The sequence below is a fragment of the Paenimyroides tangerinum genome, assembly GCF_003865405.1.
Lineage (GTDB): Bacteria > Bacteroidota > Bacteroidia > Flavobacteriales > Flavobacteriaceae > Flavobacterium > Flavobacterium tangerinum.
Map to the genome: position 1 here is coordinate 19,758 of NZ_RQVQ01000026.1, position 19,244 is coordinate 39,001.

General features: G+C 29.9%; 21 protein-coding genes and 1 pseudogene. 17 read left to right on the forward strand and 5 right to left on the reverse strand.

The annotated features are described in order from the left end of the window. Positions 1-5: 5 nt before the first annotated feature. On the forward strand, positions 6-509 hold the full coding sequence (locus EG240_RS11435; RefSeq protein WP_125019526.1) for a PaaI family thioesterase: 504 nt from the start codon (positions 6-8) through the stop codon (positions 507-509). A 4-nt stretch (positions 510-513) separates the two neighbouring features. Next, positions 514-930 (forward strand): hypothetical protein, encoded by a 417-nt coding sequence (locus EG240_RS11440; protein WP_125019527.1) that lies wholly within the window; start codon positions 514-516, stop codon positions 928-930. 26 nt (positions 931-956) lie between these two features. On the opposite strand, the gene EG240_RS11445 is transcribed toward EG240_RS11440, so the two are convergent. After that, positions 957-1,757 (reverse strand): penicillin-binding transpeptidase domain-containing protein, encoded by an 801-nt coding sequence (locus tag EG240_RS11445; protein ID WP_125019528.1) that lies wholly within the window; start codon positions 1,755-1,757, stop codon positions 957-959. A 124-nt stretch (positions 1,758-1,881) separates the two neighbouring features. Between EG240_RS11445 and EG240_RS11450 the strand changes: the two genes are divergently transcribed. Next, positions 1,882-2,430 carry a hypothetical protein gene (locus tag EG240_RS11450; RefSeq protein WP_125019529.1) on the forward strand — a complete coding sequence of 183 codons (549 nt, stop codon included), beginning with the start codon at positions 1,882-1,884 and terminating at the stop codon, positions 2,428-2,430. Between the two features lie 42 nt (positions 2,431-2,472). On the opposite strand, the gene EG240_RS11455 is transcribed toward EG240_RS11450, so the two are convergent. Continuing rightward, complete coding sequence (locus EG240_RS11455) at positions 2,473-3,312, reverse strand: 1,4-dihydroxy-2-naphthoyl-CoA synthase (RefSeq protein ID WP_125019530.1); 840 nt, start codon at positions 3,310-3,312, stop codon at positions 2,473-2,475. Between the two features lie 150 nt (positions 3,313-3,462). Here EG240_RS11455 and EG240_RS11460 point away from each other — a divergent pair, with 150 nt between their 5' ends. Then, a complete protein-coding gene (locus tag EG240_RS11460; protein ID WP_125019531.1) occupies positions 3,463-4,641 on the forward strand; it encodes a serine hydrolase domain-containing protein in 1,179 nt (392 codons plus the stop codon). A 36-nt stretch (positions 4,642-4,677) separates the two neighbouring features. After that, positions 4,678-5,133, forward strand: a complete 456-nt coding sequence (gene smpB / locus EG240_RS11465; protein WP_125019532.1) for an SsrA-binding protein SmpB — start codon at positions 4,678-4,680, stop codon at positions 5,131-5,133. A gap of 24 nt (positions 5,134-5,157) precedes the next feature. Here smpB and EG240_RS11470 read toward each other — a convergent pair whose 3' ends face one another. Next, positions 5,158-5,802: a protein-L-isoaspartate(D-aspartate) O-methyltransferase gene (locus EG240_RS11470; protein ID WP_125019533.1), complete on the reverse strand. Its 645-nt coding sequence runs from the start codon at positions 5,800-5,802 to the stop codon at positions 5,158-5,160. 151 nt (positions 5,803-5,953) lie between these two features. Between EG240_RS11470 and EG240_RS11475 the strand changes: the two genes are divergently transcribed. The 10 genes from EG240_RS11475 to fabV all read left to right on the forward strand — a co-directional run bounded on the left by EG240_RS11475 (position 5,954) and on the right by fabV (position 16,365). Further along, positions 5,954-6,919, forward strand: coding sequence for a Gfo/Idh/MocA family protein (locus tag EG240_RS11475; protein ID WP_125019534.1), 966 nt, complete (start codon positions 5,954-5,956; stop codon positions 6,917-6,919). A 47-nt stretch (positions 6,920-6,966) separates the two neighbouring features. Continuing rightward, positions 6,967-7,854, forward strand: a complete 888-nt coding sequence (locus EG240_RS11480; protein ID WP_125019535.1) for a 3-hydroxyacyl-CoA dehydrogenase family protein — start codon at positions 6,967-6,969, stop codon at positions 7,852-7,854. A 75-nt stretch (positions 7,855-7,929) separates the two neighbouring features. Further along, on the forward strand, positions 7,930-9,147 hold the full coding sequence (locus tag EG240_RS11485) for a DUF1015 domain-containing protein (RefSeq protein ID WP_125019536.1): 1,218 nt from the start codon (positions 7,930-7,932) through the stop codon (positions 9,145-9,147). 10 nt (positions 9,148-9,157) lie between these two features. Then, positions 9,158-9,817, forward strand: a complete 660-nt coding sequence (locus tag EG240_RS11490; protein WP_125019537.1) for a YggS family pyridoxal phosphate-dependent enzyme — start codon at positions 9,158-9,160, stop codon at positions 9,815-9,817. A gap of 18 nt (positions 9,818-9,835) precedes the next feature. Beyond that, positions 9,836-11,125 carry an exonuclease domain-containing protein gene (locus EG240_RS11495; RefSeq protein WP_125019538.1) on the forward strand — a complete coding sequence of 430 codons (1,290 nt, stop codon included), beginning with the start codon at positions 9,836-9,838 and terminating at the stop codon, positions 11,123-11,125. A gap of 4 nt (positions 11,126-11,129) precedes the next feature. Then, positions 11,130-11,969 (forward strand): ion transporter, encoded by an 840-nt coding sequence (locus EG240_RS11500; RefSeq protein ID WP_125019539.1) that lies wholly within the window; start codon positions 11,130-11,132, stop codon positions 11,967-11,969. Beyond that, positions 11,962-12,891 carry a tRNA (adenosine(37)-N6)-dimethylallyltransferase MiaA gene (miaA, locus tag EG240_RS11505; RefSeq protein WP_125019540.1) on the forward strand — a complete coding sequence of 310 codons (930 nt, stop codon included), beginning with the start codon at positions 11,962-11,964 and terminating at the stop codon, positions 12,889-12,891. The genes EG240_RS11500 and miaA overlap by 8 nt, the downstream gene beginning before the upstream one ends. Further along, a complete protein-coding gene (locus tag EG240_RS11510) occupies positions 12,891-13,631 on the forward strand; it encodes an acyl-[acyl-carrier-protein] thioesterase (protein ID WP_125019541.1) in 741 nt (246 codons plus the stop codon). Before miaA ends, EG240_RS11510 begins: the two co-directional genes overlap by 1 nt. A 19-nt stretch (positions 13,632-13,650) precedes the next feature. Next, complete coding sequence (locus tag EG240_RS11515) at positions 13,651-14,178, forward strand: hypothetical protein (RefSeq protein ID WP_125019542.1); 528 nt, start codon at positions 13,651-13,653, stop codon at positions 14,176-14,178. 990 nt (positions 14,179-15,168) lie between these two features. Beyond that, positions 15,169-16,365, forward strand: a complete 1,197-nt coding sequence (gene fabV / locus EG240_RS11520; protein ID WP_125019543.1) for an enoyl-ACP reductase FabV — start codon at positions 15,169-15,171, stop codon at positions 16,363-16,365. A gap of 404 nt (positions 16,366-16,769) precedes the next feature. Here fabV and EG240_RS16985 read toward each other — a convergent pair whose 3' ends face one another. Both EG240_RS16985 and EG240_RS11525 read right to left on the reverse strand, forming a co-directional pair. Then, entirely contained in the window at positions 16,770-16,982 is a 213-nt protein-coding gene (locus EG240_RS16985) for a hypothetical protein (RefSeq protein WP_262675042.1), read from the reverse strand. Next, positions 16,937-17,338 (reverse strand): transposase, encoded by a 402-nt coding sequence (locus EG240_RS11525; RefSeq protein WP_262675046.1) that lies wholly within the window; start codon positions 17,336-17,338, stop codon positions 16,937-16,939. Before EG240_RS11525 ends, EG240_RS16985 begins: the two co-directional genes overlap by 46 nt. Before the next feature lie 38 nt (positions 17,339-17,376). On the opposite strand from EG240_RS11525, the pseudogene EG240_RS11530 reads away from it, so the two are divergent. Then, positions 17,377-17,760, forward strand: a pseudogene (locus tag EG240_RS11530) (SDR family oxidoreductase); the annotation flags it as partial. A 100-nt stretch (positions 17,761-17,860) separates the two neighbouring features. Next, positions 17,861-19,135, forward strand: coding sequence for a DNA recombination protein RmuC (gene rmuC, locus EG240_RS11535; protein ID WP_125019544.1), 1,275 nt, complete (start codon positions 17,861-17,863; stop codon positions 19,133-19,135). The last annotated feature ends 109 nt before the right edge of the window (positions 19,136-19,244 follow it).

A 19,244-nucleotide genomic window follows, 5' to 3' on the forward strand; every position in this document is an offset into this window, starting at 1 on the left:
AGCTAATGCACCCAAAACATCTTAAAACAAAAACATTTAATTACGGAGATAGCTTTGAAGCGATAAAACTTTCAAAAGATTTAAGCGGTTTAGATTATTTGAAAGGAATGCAAAACGGCGAAATTCCAGAAGCAGCAGCAGTTTCAGCCTTAGAAATTTCGATTCATGAAATCGATTTTGGTAAAGCTAATTTCGAATTTACTCCGCAAGATTTTCATTACAATGCAGTCGGAACTGTTCATGGCGGCGTAATTTCAACCATTTTAGATACAGCAATGGGTTGTACTTTAATGAGTACATTGACCAAAGAATTTACTTTTACAACTTTAGAATTAAAAGTAAATTTTATAAAAGCGGTAACTCAAAATACGGGCAAAATGATTGCTGTTGGAAAAATTATTCATGCAGGAAGAACAACAGCGATGACTGAAGCTTCCTTAATTGATGAAAGCGGAAAAGTTTATGCTCATGCAACTTCAACATGTTTAATTATGAAAAAAGCGCAATAATTTTATGAAAACAATTTTGCTTAATATTTCAGCAGTTATTTTAGGTTTGGTAATTGGCGGATTTGTAAACATGTCAATCATTAATATTAGCGGAAGTATTATACCACCTCCTAACGGAATTGATATAACAACAGAAGAAGGTTTAAAAGCTGCAATGGAATTTTTCGAACCTAAACATTTTTTATTTCCGTTCTTAGCTCATGCAATCGGAACGTTAGTTGGAGCTTTTATTACAGCTTTAATTGCTAAAACCTACCGTAAAACATTAGCTTTAGTTATTGGTTTAGCTTACTTAATCGGAGGAATTATGATGATAAACTTAGTACCGTCTCCACTTTGGTTTTCAATAACAGACTTGGTTTTGGCATATATTCCAATAGCTTTTTTAGGTTATAAAATAGCGATTAAATTAAAAAAATAAAGCGAATTTGAAATCAAATTCGCTTTTTATATATAACCTAACATTCTAAAAATCTCAATAGTAATTTCAAATTTTTTATTATTAAAATCAGCTTTTTTAGTTTTGTTTATATCTTCAAAAATTCGGGTTGAGAAATAATACGTATTGTCTTTTGTTTTTAAAACTCCAACCCACCAATCAATTCGTTCTCCTTTATACACATTGAAAGTTTCATAACCATGAATCGTATAATTAGGATTATTGATGGTCAGTAAACTATCATATAAATATTTTTGATTTATTTTTTTGAATCCTAATTCTTGCTTTTGAAGTTTTCTAAAAAAATTAATTTGCTGTTCTGGATTAGAAAATAAACCTCCAAAATGCCAATAATATTTTTCTTTTCGGTCATATTTTAAATTGGTTACATCTAAATCTTTTAAAAAGAATTCATAATTTTTATGTCGAACCAAATCTGAAACATTCTGAAAATACCAATCGTTTTTATAAAATAAAGCTTCATCTAAATTGGTATTGCAACTCCAAGTAAATTTTGGAGTTCCAAAATAATATCGTTTAACACCATCCCAATACATAAATTCCCCTGGGTCATTTGTTATCACACCCAAATCTAAAGCAATCAATGCACTTGGAATATTGAATAATGAACCAATTGGACTATTTCTTTTTATATCATTTTCGATATTAAACAACCAAGTATCTTTATTCTCATCGTAAATTAAAATAGAACCATCAACATCTTTAGATTTAAAAGCAAAATCAACAAACGATTGAGAAAATCCAGTAAAATTAATTAAGACAAATAGAAATATAATTATTTTTTTCATACTTAAATTATACTTAATAGCAAAAATAGACTTTCTTAATTAAAATTTAGAATAAATAAAAAAATAATTATGTTAAATATTCATATATTTGATTATCAATAAAATAAAAAAACACTTATTTATTATGAAAAAAATCAAATACCTTATTTTATTTCCATGTTTAGTTATTGGAAGTATCGTTTCTTGTACACCCGATTATGTAACAGATGCAACACCCGCAATTGAAAACCCAAGTAATCCTTCTGGTCAAAGTATTACCTTGAATTTTACTTCTGGCGAATTTATAGGTGTATTGAACAATGCAAATTTTATTAATGGAGCTGGTGCTGCTACAAAAAGTAACATGGGAAATCAAATCGTTTATCTACTAACTTACATGAGTCAAACAAATAATTTTAATGCCAATATAACAAATAAAGAGAATAATCAACTTAGCAATGAATTGGCTTCCGATGGATCTTTAAATGTAATCACAATTATAACCAGTGAAAAAAAATATGAATCTACATCTGGTACTTATGAAATTTCTCAAGAACAAGTTGTAAGTTCTGTTGGAGGATCAGATGTTATAAAATGTAAACTTACTTTTAACGGAACATTTGAAGCTACACCGATGGGTTCATTTGAAGTAATTGAAACTGGAGTAAAAATAAACGGAACAGTAGTTTTCTAAATCAAAAAAGCCAAATCAAAAAAAAATGATTTGGCTTTTATATTAAGGAATATATTTTTTTTCGAAATTTGGTTTTCTTTTCTCCAAGAAAGAATTTCTACCTTCAATTGCTTCTTCAGACATATAAGCTAAACGAGTTGCTTCTCCTGCAAAAACTTGTTGCCCAACCATTCCATCATCAGTTAAGTTCATCGCAAACTTCAACATTTTAATAGAAATTGGAGATTTCTCAAGAATTTCTTGTGCCCAATCATAAGCTGTTTGTTCTAATTCTTCATGAGGAATAACAGCATTTACCATTCCCATTTCGTAAGCATCTTGAGCAGAATAATTTCTACCTAAAAAGAAAATCTCACGTGCTTTTTTCTGACCAACCATTTTTGCTAAATAAGCAGAACCATATCCACCATCAAAACTAGTTACATCAGCATCGGTTTGTTTGAAAATTGCATGTTCTTTACTTGCTAAAGTCAAATCACAAACCACATGAAGTGAATGTCCGCCTCCAACTGCCCAGCCATTTACAACAGCAATTACGACTTTTGGCGTAAAACGAATCAAACGTTGAACTTCAAGAATATTCAAACGGTGATATCCATCTTCTCCAACATATCCCTGATATCCACGAGCTTTCTGGTCACCTCCACTACAAAAAGAATAAATTCCATCTTTAGGTGAAGGTCCTTCTGATGATAACAAAATCACGCCGATCGAAGTATCTTCATGTGCATCACTAAAAGCTTCTAATAACTCTTTAGTTGTTTTTGGTCTAAAAGCATTTCTAACTTCAGGACGATTGAATGCAATACGTGCAACACCATCACATTTTTTATACGTAATATCTTCAAACTCTTTTACAGTTTGCCAATTTATGTTACTCATAATAAATTTCTTTGAGGTAAAGATACTTCTTTTTTTAAAACTCAAATTGCTTTTTCACGTTTAGCAGTTTAAAATTCAATCTTTTTTCTTATTTTTTTGTATTAAAAAATTTCTTAATTTGTATATTTGTTTTATGATACCGATTATAAAATGAAATACCTATATATAAATTTAATTGCCCTAACCCTAACTTTAAGCGCCTGCAATAAAAGCAAAGAGATTGCTCAAGTTAATCCAGAATTTAAAAATGGAAATAATCCATATGAAGTAAAATTCAATTCTGTAAGTCCAAAATATAAAATAGAAACAGCTGAAATAGTTGAAAATTATTATAAAAAACACATAAACACTGGAAGTTTTTCTGGTGGTTTTTTAGTTTCTAAAAATGGAGAAGTTATCTATGAAGATTACGCAGGTTATTCAAATTACGCAAACAAAGAGAAAATTACGGCTAACACGCCAATGCACGTTGCATCTGTTGGTAAAGTATTAACTGCAGTCAGTGTTTTAAGATTGGCTGATAAAAAAATGATTGATTTAGATAAACCCGTAAATACATATTTAAAAGGTTTTCCCTATGAAACTATTACGGTTCGTCATTTACTAAATCATCGTTCTGGATTGCCATATTACGGAAATTTTACAGAAATTCCAGGAATGTGGGATCGTAAAAAAACGATTACTAACAAAGATGTTTTAGAACTTTTAAAAACTAAAAATATCAAATTAGAAACTAAACCTGATACTCGTTTCAAATATTGTAATACAAACTATGTATTACTTGCAACAATCGTCGAAGAAGTAACAGGAAAAACCTTTCAGGAAGCTTTGAAAGTGATAATTTTAGAACCTCTAAAAATGAATAACACCTTTGTTTTCGATGATATTAAAAACAAAGATACAGTAACCCAATCATATCATGCCAATAATATAAAAATGCATTGGGATTATTTAGACGGAACTTATGGTGATAAAAACATTTATACAACACCACGAGATATGTTAAAACTTGACAAAGCGTTATATTCTGATAAATTCTTATCTAAAAACATGAAACAACAAATGTTTAAAGGTTATAGTTATGAGAAAAAAGGTGCTAATAATTATGGTTTAGGCTTACGAATGATTGAACCTTTAGAAGGAGCTGGTGATAAATACACTTTTCATAACGGTTGGTGGAGAGGAAACAAAACTTCTTACGTAACTTTGCAAAAAGATACTATTGCAATTATTTGTTTTAACAACAAAAATTCTGCTTTAGCTTACAAAACAAAACAACTAGCTGGAAAGCTTGGTAACTTTCCATTTATAACACCAACTGCTGAATAAGTGACAATTCACTTATTGATCATTAAAAAATTGAATATGCTTAAAACAGTAAATATATTAAATAAAAGAGCCAAGTTTGAATATGAATTTCTTGAGAAATACTCTGCAGGAATTGTATTAACTGGTACTGAAATAAAATCAATTCGTTTAGGAAAAGCTAATATCGCAGATAGTTTTTGTGAATTTCAAAACAATGAGTTATTCATGATTAATTCACATATCGAAGAATATTCTTACGGAACAAGTTATAATCACAAAGCTAAAAGTGAACGTAAACTTTTATTGAATAAAAAGGAATTAAAATCATTACTTAAAAGTGTACAAAACAAAGGATTAACAATCATTCCTTTACGATTATTTACAAACGAAAAAGGTTTAGCTAAATTAGAAATCGCTTTGGCAAAAGGTAAAAAACTATTCGATAAACGCGAAACGATTAAAGATCGTGAAAGCAAAATTAGTTTAGATCGTTTGAAGAAAGAATTTAAATAAAAAAATCGGCAGATGCCGATTTTTTTATCTATTCTTATCTTCCAACATCGGAACAAACCTAAAATCTCCGAATTCGTGTTGTTCAAAATGTGTTTCGGTTTTACGGATCAATAAAGTCATAATTTGTTTATCTTCTCCGACAGGAATAACCAACCTTCCTCCTATTTTTAACTGCGCCATTAAAGGTTGTGGAATATACGGTGCTCCAGCAGTTACAATAATTCCATCAAAAGGTGCATCAGTAACCAAACCTTTATATCCATCACCAAATGAAATAACTTTAGGTTTAAAACCTAATTTAGGCAACAATTTTGACGTTTTTTTGTACAAATCAATTTGGCGTTCGATAGTAAAAACCTTCGCGCCCATTTTACATAAAACTGCTGTCTGATAACCTGAACCTGTTCCAATTTCTAAAATTTTATCATCAGTTTTAACTTCTAATAATTGAGATTGAAATGCAACGGTATAAGGTTGAGAAATGGTTTGACCTGCTCCAATCGGAAAGGCTTTATCTTGATATGCAAAATCCTCAAAACCAGATTCTAAAAAAAAATGTCGAGGTATAAGTTGCATTGCTTTCAAAACATTAATATCCTGAATTCCTTTTTGTTGTAATAAACTCACAAGCTGATTTCGAAGTCCCTGATGTTTGGCTGTATCTCTCAATTTTAATCTGATTTTTTCTTTTCAAAATTAAACAATATTTCATCAAGAAGCTACATTTTGGGTAAGGTTAATCAAACTTTCTGCTAACTTTCAGGACACAAATGATTTCCATAAACAAATAAACTTTACATTTGTATTAAATAATATTTCTATGCTAAAAATTGGAGTTTTAGGAGCAGGTCATTTAGGTAAAATTCACCTAAGATTGCTTAACCAATCAGATAAATATGAATTAGTCGGGTTTTATGACCCATTTAAAGAAAATGCAGAAAAAGTTTCAGCAGAATTCGGGTATAAATCTTTCGATACCATTTCGGAACTTATAAAAGCTGTTGATGTGGTTGATATTGTAACACCAACTCTTTCTCATTATGATTGCGCTGTTGAAGCTATAAAAGCAGGTAAACACATTTTTCTAGAAAAACCAATTTCGAATACGGTTGAAGAAGCTGAACACATTATTGCTCTAGCGAAAGAATATAATGTAAAAGGACAAGTTGGGCACGTTGAACGTTTTAATCCAGCTTTTAAAGCGGTGAAAGATAAAATTCAAAACCCAATGTTCATTGAAACACATCGTCTGGCTGAATTTAATCCAAGAGGAACAGATGTACCTGTGGTTTTAGATTTGATGATTCACGATATTGATGCAATTTTGAGTGTGGTAAAATCTAAAGTAACTTTTGTTCACGCAACCGGAACTGCCGTAATAAGTGATTCTCCTGATATTGCAAATGCTCGAATTGAGTTTGAAAATGGATGTGTTGCTAACGTAACTTCTAGTCGTATTTCGATGAAAAATATGCGTAAAGCACGTTTCTTTCAAAAAGACGCTTATATTTCAGTAGATTACTTAGATAAAATTTGCGAAGTTGTAAAAATGAAAGATGCTCCAGAAGTTCCAGGAGATTTTGATTTAATTCTTCAGAATGCAGAAGGAGTTAAAAAACAGATTTATTACGATAATCCAGATGTACCAGCAAATAATGCTATTTTAGATGAATTGGAAACATTTGCCGATGCCATAAACAATAACACAACTCCAATCGTTACTTTAGAAGACGGAACGGAAGCTTTGAGAATTGCACATCGAATCATCGATTGTTTTAAAAATTAATCTAAATAACTTATATTCGCATCCTATTCTATAATAAAAAACAAATAATGAAAAATATTGCAGTTATTGGAGCTGGAACTATGGGTAACGGAATTGCTCATACTTTTGCTCAAAAAGGATTTACAGTTTGTTTAATCGATATTAGTGAAAAATCTATTGAAAGAGGAATGAATACAATCGTTTCTAACTTAGACAGAATGATTGCTAAAGGTTCAATCACTGAGGCAGACAAAAAAGCAACAATCGAAAATATCATTACTTATACAGATGTTAAAGACGGAGTTGTAAATGCTGATTTAGTTGTTGAAGCAGCTACTGAAAACATCAACTTAAAATTAAACATTTTTAAAGAGTTAAGTGCAGTTTGTAAAGAAAACGTAATCTTAGCTTCAAATACATCATCAATTTCTATTACACAAATTGCTTCTGTAGTTACAAATCCAGAACGTGTAATTGGAATGCACTTTATGAATCCAGTGCCGATTATGAAATTAGTTGAAATCATTCGTGGTTACAACACTTCAGACGAGGTTACGAAAACCATTATGGATTTATCTATAAAATTAGGAAAAACTCCTACAGAAGTTAACGATTATCCAGGATTCGTAGCTAACCGTATTTTAATGCCGATGATTAACGAATCAATCGAAACATTATACAACGGAGTTGCTGGAGTTCAAGAAATTGATACGGTTATGAAATTAGGAATGGCTCACCCAATGGGACCATTACAACTAGCTGATTTTATTGGTTTAGATGTTTGTTTATCGATTTTAAACGTAATGTACGATGGATTCAAAAATCCAAAATATGCACCTTGCCCACTTTTGGTAAATATGGTAATGGCAGGAAAATTAGGTGTTAAATCTGGTGAAGGTTTCTATGATTATTCTGAAAGCAAAAAAGCTGAAAAAGTAGCTAAAATGTTTTCTTAATTATAAACTTAAGAAATTTAGAAAAAGACGATTGAAGTTTCTTCAATTGTCTTTCTATTTTATATAAATTTGAATATGGCAAAAATAATTCCTTTTAAAGCAGTACTTCCAACAGCAGATAAAGTTGCGTTAGTAACTACTCGTTCGTATGACGAATACAGTGCGACGGAACTTGCTTCTTGGTTGGATTTTAATCCGTTTTCGTTCTTACATATTATGAGTCCTGCTTATATCAATCAGCAAAAAATTGGTATTAACGAACGTTTTAAAATGGTTGCAAACAAGTATAACGATTTTAAGCGCGATGGAATTCTTGTTAAGCAAGACAAACCTGCTATGTATTTATATAAAATAGAAACTAAAAAGAATGTTTTTGTTGGAATTATGGCTGGAACTTCGGTTGCAGATTATCAAGGTAACCAAATTAAAAAACACGAAAATACTTTAGAATATCGAGTAAATACATTGAAAGATTATTTTAAAATAACACAATTCAACACAGAACCCGTTTTGATGATGTATCCAGAAAATGATGCACTTCAACAATGGATTTCTGATAAACAAAAAACAACACCACTGTATGATTTTTCGACTACAAACCGAGAAAAACATACACTTTGGAGTATTAATTCGCAAGAAGAGATTGATTTTATAACAAATCTTTTCGATTCTTTTGAGAATCTTTATATAGCTGACGGACATCATCGTTCGGCTTCGGCACATTTATTACATCAAGAAAATACAGATTCATCAAACCATAAATTAGATTATTTTATGAGTTTCTTGATATCTGAAAATAATATTAAAATCAACGAATACAATCGTTTGGTTCACGATTTAAATAACCATTCGATACCTGATTTTTTAAGTTTGTTAGATAAAGATTTCGTTGTGATTAAGCGTGATGAACAAATTTGGAAACCAACACAAAAATTTGAATTTGGTATGTATTTAGAAGGAAACTTCTATTCGTTACAACTCAAAGAAATACCTAATTCAACTAATAAATTAGAAACTTTAGATGCGCAATTGCTGTATGACAAAATCTTGAATCCAATTTTAGGAATTGAAGATTTACGAACGGACAGTCGCATTGATTACATCCCAGGAAACAAAAGTTTATTGGAAATGATTGATAAAATTGATAACGGAGCATTTAAAATCGGATTTAATTTATTTCCAGCTTCAATAGAAGAAATAAAATATTTAGCCGATAATGATTTAACAATGCCTCCAAAAAGTACTTATATTGAACCAAAGTTTAGAAATGGTTTAATTATTTACGAACTTTAATATTTTTAAAATGTCAATAGAAACAAATTTACTTGAAATAAAAAAAGCAATTCCAGAAAATGTTACTTTAGTTGCGGTATCAAAAACAAAACCTGTTTCTGATTTACAACAAGCCTACGATGCTGGACAACGTATTTTTGGTGAGAATAAGATTCAAGAAATGACTGAGAAATCAGAACAACTTCCTCAAGATATTCAATGGCATATGATTGGTCACGTTCAGACCAACAAGGTTAAATATATGGCTCCATTTGTTCATTTAATCCACGGAGTTGACAGTTTAAAATTATTGATTGAAATTGATAAACAAGCAAAAAAACACAATCGAATAATCAATTGTTTATTGCAAGTTTACATCGCAAAAGAAGAAACAAAATTTGGTTTATCCGAAGCTGAATTGTTAGAAATTATACATTCAGAAGAATTTAAAACCTTAAAAAATATAAAAATAGTTGGCTTAATGGGAATGGCTTCTTTTTCTGACAATCAAGAAATCGTACGAAGTGAATTTACAAATCTGAAAAACATTTTCGAATATGTAAAACCTTACCAACTAGAAAATTGCTCATTCGAAATTCTTTCGATGGGAATGAGCGGAGATTATAAAATTGCTATCGAATGCGGAAGTACAATGGTACGCATCGGGAGTAGCATTTTTGGAACGAGATAATAATTTTAAGAAGAATAAGTGTACGCAATTATAGATATCGAAACCACTGGCGGGCAGTTTAATGCAGAAGGAATTACCGAAATTGCCATCTATAAATTTGATGGTGTTGAATTGGTTGACCAATTTATTAGTTTGGTAAATCCTGAAATTCCAATTCAACCATTTGTGGTTAAATTAACTGGAATTAATAACGCGATGTTACGCACAGCGCCAAAGTTTTATGAGATTGCAAAGCGAATCATTGAAATCACTCAAGATTGTATCATTGTAGCTCATAATGCATCGTTTGATTACCGCGTTTTAAAGATGGAATTTAAACGTTTGGGTTATGATTTTATGAAGCAAACATTATGTACCGTTGAACTTTCTAAACAACTTTTACCTGACGTAAAAACTTATAGTTTAGGAAAATTGGTTCGTTCGCTTGGAATTCCGATTGCAGATCGTCATCGTGCAAGCGGAGATGCTATGGCTACACTAAAATTATTCAAATTATTACTTTCTAAAGATCTTGAAAAAACCATTCTTAGAACCTTAATTAAGAATGAAATAAAAAATGGAATTTCTCCAAAACTATTAGATATTTTAGAAAACTTACCAACAACTGTTGGAATATTTTATATTCACAACGAAAAAGGAGAAATTATTTTAATTGGAAGAAGTAATAACATCCGAAAAAAAATAAGTCAATATTTTACAGCTGATACAAAAATCGGAAAACGCATTCAAAATGAAGTTTTCACAGTAACTTTTGAGGAAACAGGAAATGAATTAATCGCTTTGTTGAAAGAAAGAGAAGAAATCATTCACAACAAACCTGTCTTGAATAAAGTACAACGAAAATCGGCATTTCTGTTTGGTGTATATTTAGATAAAGATGTAAAAGGAAAATATCAATTGGAGGTTCGTAAAATAGATGGACGCAAAAAAGACATTTATCTATTTAAAAATCAACAAGAAGCTGCATTCTATCTTCATAAAAAGAATGAAGAATTGACAGAAAAAATCCCTTCTGATTTAAGTTTGGAAGAATATAACATTCAGTTTTTAGCATTTGTAAAAGAAATTGAAGATTCATTCAGTAATATCATAGTTTCGATGAAAGGCAGAAATATTTCTGAAAAAAGTGCTTTGATTATGGAAAACGGTGCTTTTAAAGGATATTGTTTTTACGATTTGAATTATCAAATTTCAAATCCATCAGTTCTAAAAAACATTGTAATCCAAATGCCTAACACAAAAGATTCGCGAAACATAATAAAATATTATCTTTATAAGAAAAACGATTGTAAGATAATTCCTTATTAATAAAATGAAAAAATTTAAGTCAAAATACGAAATTCTAAGACAAGAGATTTACATCATTATTTATGGTGCAAATACCTTTTTAGGTCGCTTATTTGATTTATCACTTCTTGGAGTTATCTTGCTAAGTGTATTTTTAGTTATGTTCGATTCAATGGAAGGAATCGGAAAAAAATATCACGATTTTGTTTACGTGTGCGAATGGATTATAACCATTTTTTTTACCATTGAATATATTCTTCGGATTATTTCAAACAAAAAACCTTTAAAATATATATTTAGTTTCTATGGAATCATTGATTTAATAGCAACTTTACCTATGTATTTATCTTTTTTTATTCCAAGTACTTCTTTTTTGGCTGCTTTCAGAGCATTAAGGCTTTTACGTTTATTTGGAATTTTAAATTTAATGCCCATCATCGGACAACAATCTCATCTTAAAGAAGCTCTAATTGCAAGTAAAAATAAAATTATCGTTTTTATCTATTTCATAGTCGTAGTTTCAATTGTTTTGGGAACTGTGATGTTTATGATTGAAGGTCGTCATAACGGTTTTAAAGACATTCCAACCAGTATTTATTGGTGTATTGTAACTTTAACAACGGTTGGCTATGGCGATGTTGCACCAACAACTCCTTTAGGACAATTTATAGCATCAATGATTATGATTATGGGATACGGAATTATTGCTGTTCCGACAGGAATTGTAACTGCAGAATATGCAAAAGCAACAAATCATAATCCTGAGTTAGAGAAAAAAAGAGTTTGCAAACATTGCACGAGTTTCATTTATGATGAAGACGCAAATTATTGTCCTAATTGTGGAACAAAAATAGAAAATGAATAAAAAAAATTACTTGATAATTGTTGTTGGCCCAACGGCAATTGGAAAAACAGCTTTAGCTATTGAACTAGCAAAATATTTTAATACAGAAATTACTTCGTGTGACAGTCGTCAATTTTACAAAGAAATGGAAATTGGTACAGCTGTTCCAAATTCAGAAGAATTAAACGCTGCTAAACACTACTTCATTCAGAATAAATCCATTCATAACAATTATAATGTTGGCGATTACGAACGAGAAGTTTTACCACATTTAGATGCGTTATTTCAACAAAATAACATTCAAATTGTAGTTGGTGGTTCTGGTTTATATGTCGATGCTATTCTAAAAGGTTTTGATTCGTTTCCTGATGTTGATGAAAATATTCGCACAGAAATTGAACAAAAATATGATGAATTAGGAATTGAATATTTACAAAATCAACTTGAAAAATTTGACCCAGAATATTATCAAAAATTAAACGAAGAAAATCCGCAAACTTTAGTAAATCAACAACGTATGAAACGTTTTGTAGGTGTTTCTATGTCTAGTGGTAAACCCTATTCGTCATTCTTAAATAAAAACGAAGGAAACCGAAACTTCACTCCTATTTTGATTGGATTAGAAGCAGACCGCGAAGAAATGTACGAACGCATCAACAAACGTGTTGACATTATGATGCTAAACGGCTTGTTAAAAGAAGTTGAAGATTTATACGCTAATAAAGATTTAAATGCTTTACAAACAGTTGGATATAGAGAAATATTTTCGTTTTTCGAAGGGGAATTTGATTTAACTTTTGCAATAGAAGAAATCAAAAAAAATACCCGTAGATTTGCAAAACGACAAATGACTTGGTTTAAACGAAATGAAAATACCAAATGGTTTGATTATAAAACTAACATTTCTGAAATCATAAATTACATCAATTTACAACTTAAATAATGCCCATATCGTCCGAATTTCAATCAATATATACCAAAAAATGGGAAATTTTCATTTCTCAATGTAGTACAAATTCTAGTTTAAGATACACCGAATTAAGCAATTTATTTCAATTAACCGCTGCAAAACATTCTGATTTAGGCGGAATGAGTTATTTTGAAATGCAAGAAAACAATCAAGCTTGGGTTTTAAGTAGAATGCGTTTAGAGATTGAGCATTTACCTTTATGGCACGAAGAAGTTGAAGTAAAAACGTGGATTGAAAGTTTGGATGGCGTTCGTTCGGTTCGTAATATACAGATGCTTCAAGATGGAAAACCAATTGCTGGTGCTTCGAGTTTATGGGTGGTTTTGAATACCGAAAAAAAACGCCCTGAAGGAATTGCAATCAATCACGACCATTTAACAAAACATCCCGATTTAAAAGCAACTCAAAAAGATTACGATCGAGTTGATTTGAATATCAAAACTAAAAAAATAGCAAATTATAAAGTCAAATATTCTGATTTAGATATTGTAAAACACGTAAATAATGTAAAATATTTAGAATGGTGTTTGGATTATATTCCAGTAGAAATACTAGAAAACAATGGAATCAAAGCACTAGATTTGAATTATTTAAATGAATTGAATTACCAAGATGAAGTTTCGATTGAGATTTCAGTAATTATAGAAAATTCAATTTATTTATACATCAAAAAAGACGAGAAAATTTATTTTGCTTTAAAAATTGAAATTTAATTTATAACTAACTAAAATTATGAAAAAATTATTTATTTGCGCTTCTATATTATTATTAGGAAGCTCAATTTATGCGCAAGAAAATTCTGAAAACAATAAAAATCAAATTTATGTCGGTCCGGGTTTTGGATTAGATTATGGTGGAATTGGTGCTAAAATTGAATATAGACCAATCAACCAAGTTAGTGTATTTGGTGGTTTGGGTTACAATTTTGTAAATTTAGGTTGGAATGTTGGTGCAACTTACAATATTAATATTAGTAAAAAATTTGAACTTGGACCAACGGCAATGTATGGCTACAACGCAGCATTACGCGTTGAAGGAGCACCACATTTAGATAAAGTTTCAAACGGTCCTTCGTTCGGTGTAAGTGGGAACGTAAAATTTAACGACAAAGGAAAATTGAATTTCGGATTATATTTCCCAATTCGTTCTAAAGAATTCACAGACCACTATAATATGGTTAAAAATAGCTCGTATGTTGATATGAAGAATTCGCTATCATCAGTAACTTTTAGTATTGGATATAATTTTAGAATTAATTAAAAATAAAAAAGTACATAAATAGAAAGTCCGATAGAAAAACTATCGGATTTTCTATTAAATCTCTTCAAAAATCGAATCAATAGTTAAAGGTTCTGCAAAAACACAATATGCACGTTGCCTAGGATTATCGTCAATTAATTTCCATTGATGTCCACTTCCTGTTAAATCATTTGCAATTAAAACATCTCCAGGTTCAATAACAAAAGTTTTTCCATTATCAATGTTAAATTTGTTTAAAGAACAAAATCGAATGGATGATTACGAAAAATATGTTGGAAAGTTTTAGTCTAATATTCACACTTTTTATAAATAAACCTACAGATCAGCCATTTCAATTCAATAAAAAACAATCTTTTGAATATTTACAGCTCCAATTACTTTTGGAAAATTTAAGCAATAATAGATGTTTAAAAAAGACTAGCAAGAAAAACGTAATTCTATAGTTTGAGTTATATTAAAAAACTCAACTGACTTAAATTTAATAAATTAAAACAAACTTAAAAAATCACTTTCTTTCACAAACAAATACTACTAAAAATAATAATGTATAGACAAAAATAAAATCAAAAACAAAGTTTAAAAAATCCCAATTCCAATGTAATTGATTTTGTGAATCCCAAAACTGATTGTAATATTTTAATGGAAATCCGATGTTTGTAACAGGAAATTCTGTTTCTTTTCTCATGACTAAGTGAAAAATCGTACTTAAAAATGAAAGTATGCAAAAAATCAAAATTGATCCACATATTATTTTTAATTGTTTTTTTATCATTATTTTTAAATTTGATAATGTTTTTTTACATAATTTTTTAGCATTTAGACCTTAATTATATAAACTTAAATTATATTTTTTAGTTAAATATTTTTACTTTTATATGAAGATTTAAATAATTAACTTTGATTGATTTTTGAATCGCTCAATTGCTTCAGATATATTAAATCTAACAGAAAATCTATTAGATTAAACTTACTAAAAAAATAAGAATAACAATGATAATTAAACCAAGAACAAGAGGTTTTATTTGTTTAACAGCACATCCAGAAGGAGCTGCACAAAACATTAAAAATCAAATTGAATACGTAAAATCAAAAGGTAAAATTGAAAACGGACCTAAAAAAGTTTTAGTAATTGGTGCTTCAACTGGATTTGGTATCGCTTCAAGAATTTCAGCTGCATTTGGTTCAGATGCTGCTACAATTGGAGTATTTTTTGAGAAAGAAGCTTCTGAAGGAAAAACAGGAACTGCAGGTTGGTACAATTCTGCGGCTTTTGAAAAAGAAGCTCACGCTGCTGGTTTATACGCTAAATCTATAAACGGAGATGCTTTTTCTGATGAAATTAAAAAACAAACTATAGAATTAATCAAACAAGATTTAGGTCAGATTGATTTAGTAGTTTATAGTTTAGCTTCTCCAAGAAGAACACACCCAAAAACTGGAGTTGCATATGCTTCCGTTTTAAAACCAATTGGTGCTCCTTTTTCTAACAAAACTGTTGATTTTCATACAGGTGTAGTTTCTGATATTACAATTAATCCAATTGAAAGCCAAGAAGATATTGATAACACAATCGCTGTTATGGGTGGTGAAGATTGGAAATTCTGGATGGAAGATTTAAAAGCTGCTGGTGTTTTAGCCGAAGGTGTTAAAGCCGTTGCTTATTCTTACATTGGACCTGAATTAACTTTCCCAATTTATAGAAACGGGACCATTGGTCAAGCTAAAAATGACTTAGAAGCTACAGTTTCTACAATCAATGATTTATTAGCTGATTTAAATGGAATTTCTTATGTTTCTGTAAATAAGGCATTAGTAACTCAGTCAAGCTCTGCTATTCCGGTTGTTCCTTTATATATTTCATTATTATATAAAGTTATGAAAGCTAAAGGAATTCACGAAGGTTGTATCGAGCAAATGCAACGTTTATTTGCTGATCGTTTGTACAACAAAGACGGTGTTTCTTTAGATGAAAATGGTAGAATTCGTGTTGATGATTTAGAAATGCGTGCTGATGTTCAAGCAGAAGTTGCAGAACTTTGGGAAAAAGCTACTACTGAAAACTTAGAAGAGTTATCTGATATTGTTGGTTACAGAGAAGATTTCTTTAACTTATTCGGATTTAATTTTGAAGGGATTGATTACGAAGCCGATACAAATGAAATGATAATGGTTGAAAGTATTAAATAATTTTTGATAGTATCCATAAATTTTGAATTTAAAACGTCAGAAAAACTTCTGAAAATTAAGTTATTTTATCTTTAAAAAAGTTTGATAAATCCTCTAAAACACTAATATTTTAGAGGATTTTCATTATGATATTTAAAACATTACAATAAGCATCAAACTACATTACACTTTTGATAATTTAATTCCTCAATCACATCCAGTTTGGATATTAAATCAAATTACAGAATCAATCGACATAATCTATTAGGAAAAGTACAATAGCGTCCTAAATAAATTTAATGCATAAAATATCCTCCGACTTTAGTAGGTTACAAGTGATATTTCGATGATTTTTAAAAAATACCCCCTTGTATTGATTTTGGAGGTGGTTTTTCTACTTCATTTAGTGGATTATCAAGCCATTATTATAATTCAATCTTTACGAAAAGGTTTAATCTTATAAAAGCCACTAAATTGGATGGATGCCAATTGAATTTTGATTGTGCACGTAGCGCTTTTAGTATCAAAATAGTAATAAGTGCCGTCCATATTTGTATCATTACAGCATTTTCCGAGGTGCCAACAAAAGATTTTATATGTAAAAGTTGTTTGAAATCTCTAAAGAATATCTCCAGCATCCATCTACTTTTATAAAGCTCGCTAATGGTGTTTGCTGTCCAAGTAATTGGTTAGTAATAAGCTCTATTACTTGTTCATTTTCTTGATTCCATACCGCTACACGTCTCAATTTATTAGGATATAGCTGTTTTGATTTTTCATTAGTTAAAGTGATAATTTCATCTTTTAGAATATTTAAGTGTCTGTTCTCTGGCAGTTCTAATTCCTTAATCGTCTCAAATTTTAAGTTATTCTTGTGTCTGATTACAAAATGTACTTGTTTGCTGTCCCAAACGTTTAATAGGCTAAAATCATTGTAAAATCGATCTGCAACAACAACACTACCTTTGAGTAAAAGAAGATTTTGATTCGCAATTTAATACCAATGTAAAAGGAGCTTTTTTTACTTTACAGAAAATGATGCCTTATTTAAATGAAGGTGTATCGGTTATAATTAATGGTTCCACAAACGCAACAGCTTCAGCTCTTGATTCTAGTATTTATGCGGCAACAAAAGCTGCCATTGTTAAGATTGCAAAAGTAGCTGCGAATGAATTAGCAGATCAAAAAATTAGAGTAAATGTTGTGAGTCCGGGTCCAACTTTAACACGAGGTCTTGAAGGAGCAGTTCCGACTGAGGCTCTAGATTATTTGGCAAGTATTACAGCAGTAAAACGTTTGGCTGAACCAATTGAAATTGCAAATGCTGTTTTATTCTTATCTTCTAATGAAGCTAAAATTATTACTGGAACTGAACTTATTGTTGATGGTGGATTATTAAATTATGCACAGAAATGATTTTGTATTTAAAAATGAGACTACGGTCTCATTTTTTGTTTTTAAATAGAATAGATTTCGTTTTTAAAAATCTTATTTTTACTTTTTAAAACTAAGTCCGATGTCAGTTTATCTTATCTATTTCATACTATTTATATTAGCATTTTTGATTGGAATTTTAATTCAAAGATTAATTAGTAATTCAAAGATTAATCAATTGAATTCAGAAAGTAAACAGCATTTGTATCAATTAGAAATTGAGCGAAATCGGTTTCAAGAAACAAAGCTAGAATTAGAAAATTTACGTTTGGAACGTGATGATTTGTTTAGTGAATACAGCAAATCAAACTCGGAATTGAATTTTCTAAAAACAAAACTTGACGACCAAAAAAAAGAAATTGAAAAACTACAAATTAAATTCACAGAAACCTTTGAGAATTTAGCAAATCGCATTTTGGATGAAAAATCTGAAAAGTTTACAGCTACAAATAAAATTCAAATCGAAAACATATTAAACCCATTACAAGAAAAAATAAAATCGTTTGAAGAACGTGTCGAAATCACTCACAAAGACCAATTGATTCAGCAAACTTCTTTAAAAGAACAAATCACATTTCTTTCATCACTTAATAAACAAATGACGCAAGAAACTATCAACTTAACCAATGCATTAAAAGGTGATTCCAAGGTTCAAGGAAATTGGGGCGAAGTGATTTTAGAACGAATTTTAGAAAAATCTGGTTTGGAAAAAGACCGTGAATATGAAGTTCAAAAGAGTTTTAATTTAGAAGGAAAGCGTTTACAACCCGATGTTGTAATTCATTTACCAAACGACAAAAAAATGATAATCGATTCGAAAGTTTCATTAACTGCTTATGAACGTTATTGTAACGAAACAGATGAAATTGAAAAGCAGAATTTTTTAAAACAACATATTTTATCAGTTGCAAATCACATCAAACAATTAAGCGAAAAAAATTATCAGCATATTTATGAAGTAGCTTCTCCTGATTTTATTTTGATGTTTGTGCCGATTGAAACCGCTTTTGCTTTAGCGATTAATAACGAACCGAATTTATACAATCAAGCTTTTGAAAAGAACATTGTTATTGTAACTACTTCTACTCTTTTGGCTACCTTAAAAACAATTGACTCGTTATGGAAAAACGAAAAACAACAAAACAATGCCCTAGAAATTGCCAAACAAGCGGGTTTGTTGTACGATAAGTTTGTTGGTTTTGTTGAAGATATTCAAAATATTGAAAAAAATATCGATCGTTCTAAATTGGATATCGAAAAAGCAAAAAATAAATTGTTTTTAGGAAATGGAAATTTGGTTAACGCAGCCGATAAAATTGTACAACTTGGAGCTAAAGCAAAGAAGAAATTGCAATAAAAAAGAAGCTCGTTGAGCTTCTTTTTTATTTTTTAATTGTTACTGTTGTCCCGTCCTGAAATAACGATACATAAAAAAGAGTCGTTATGGAAGAATCAAACAATTATGT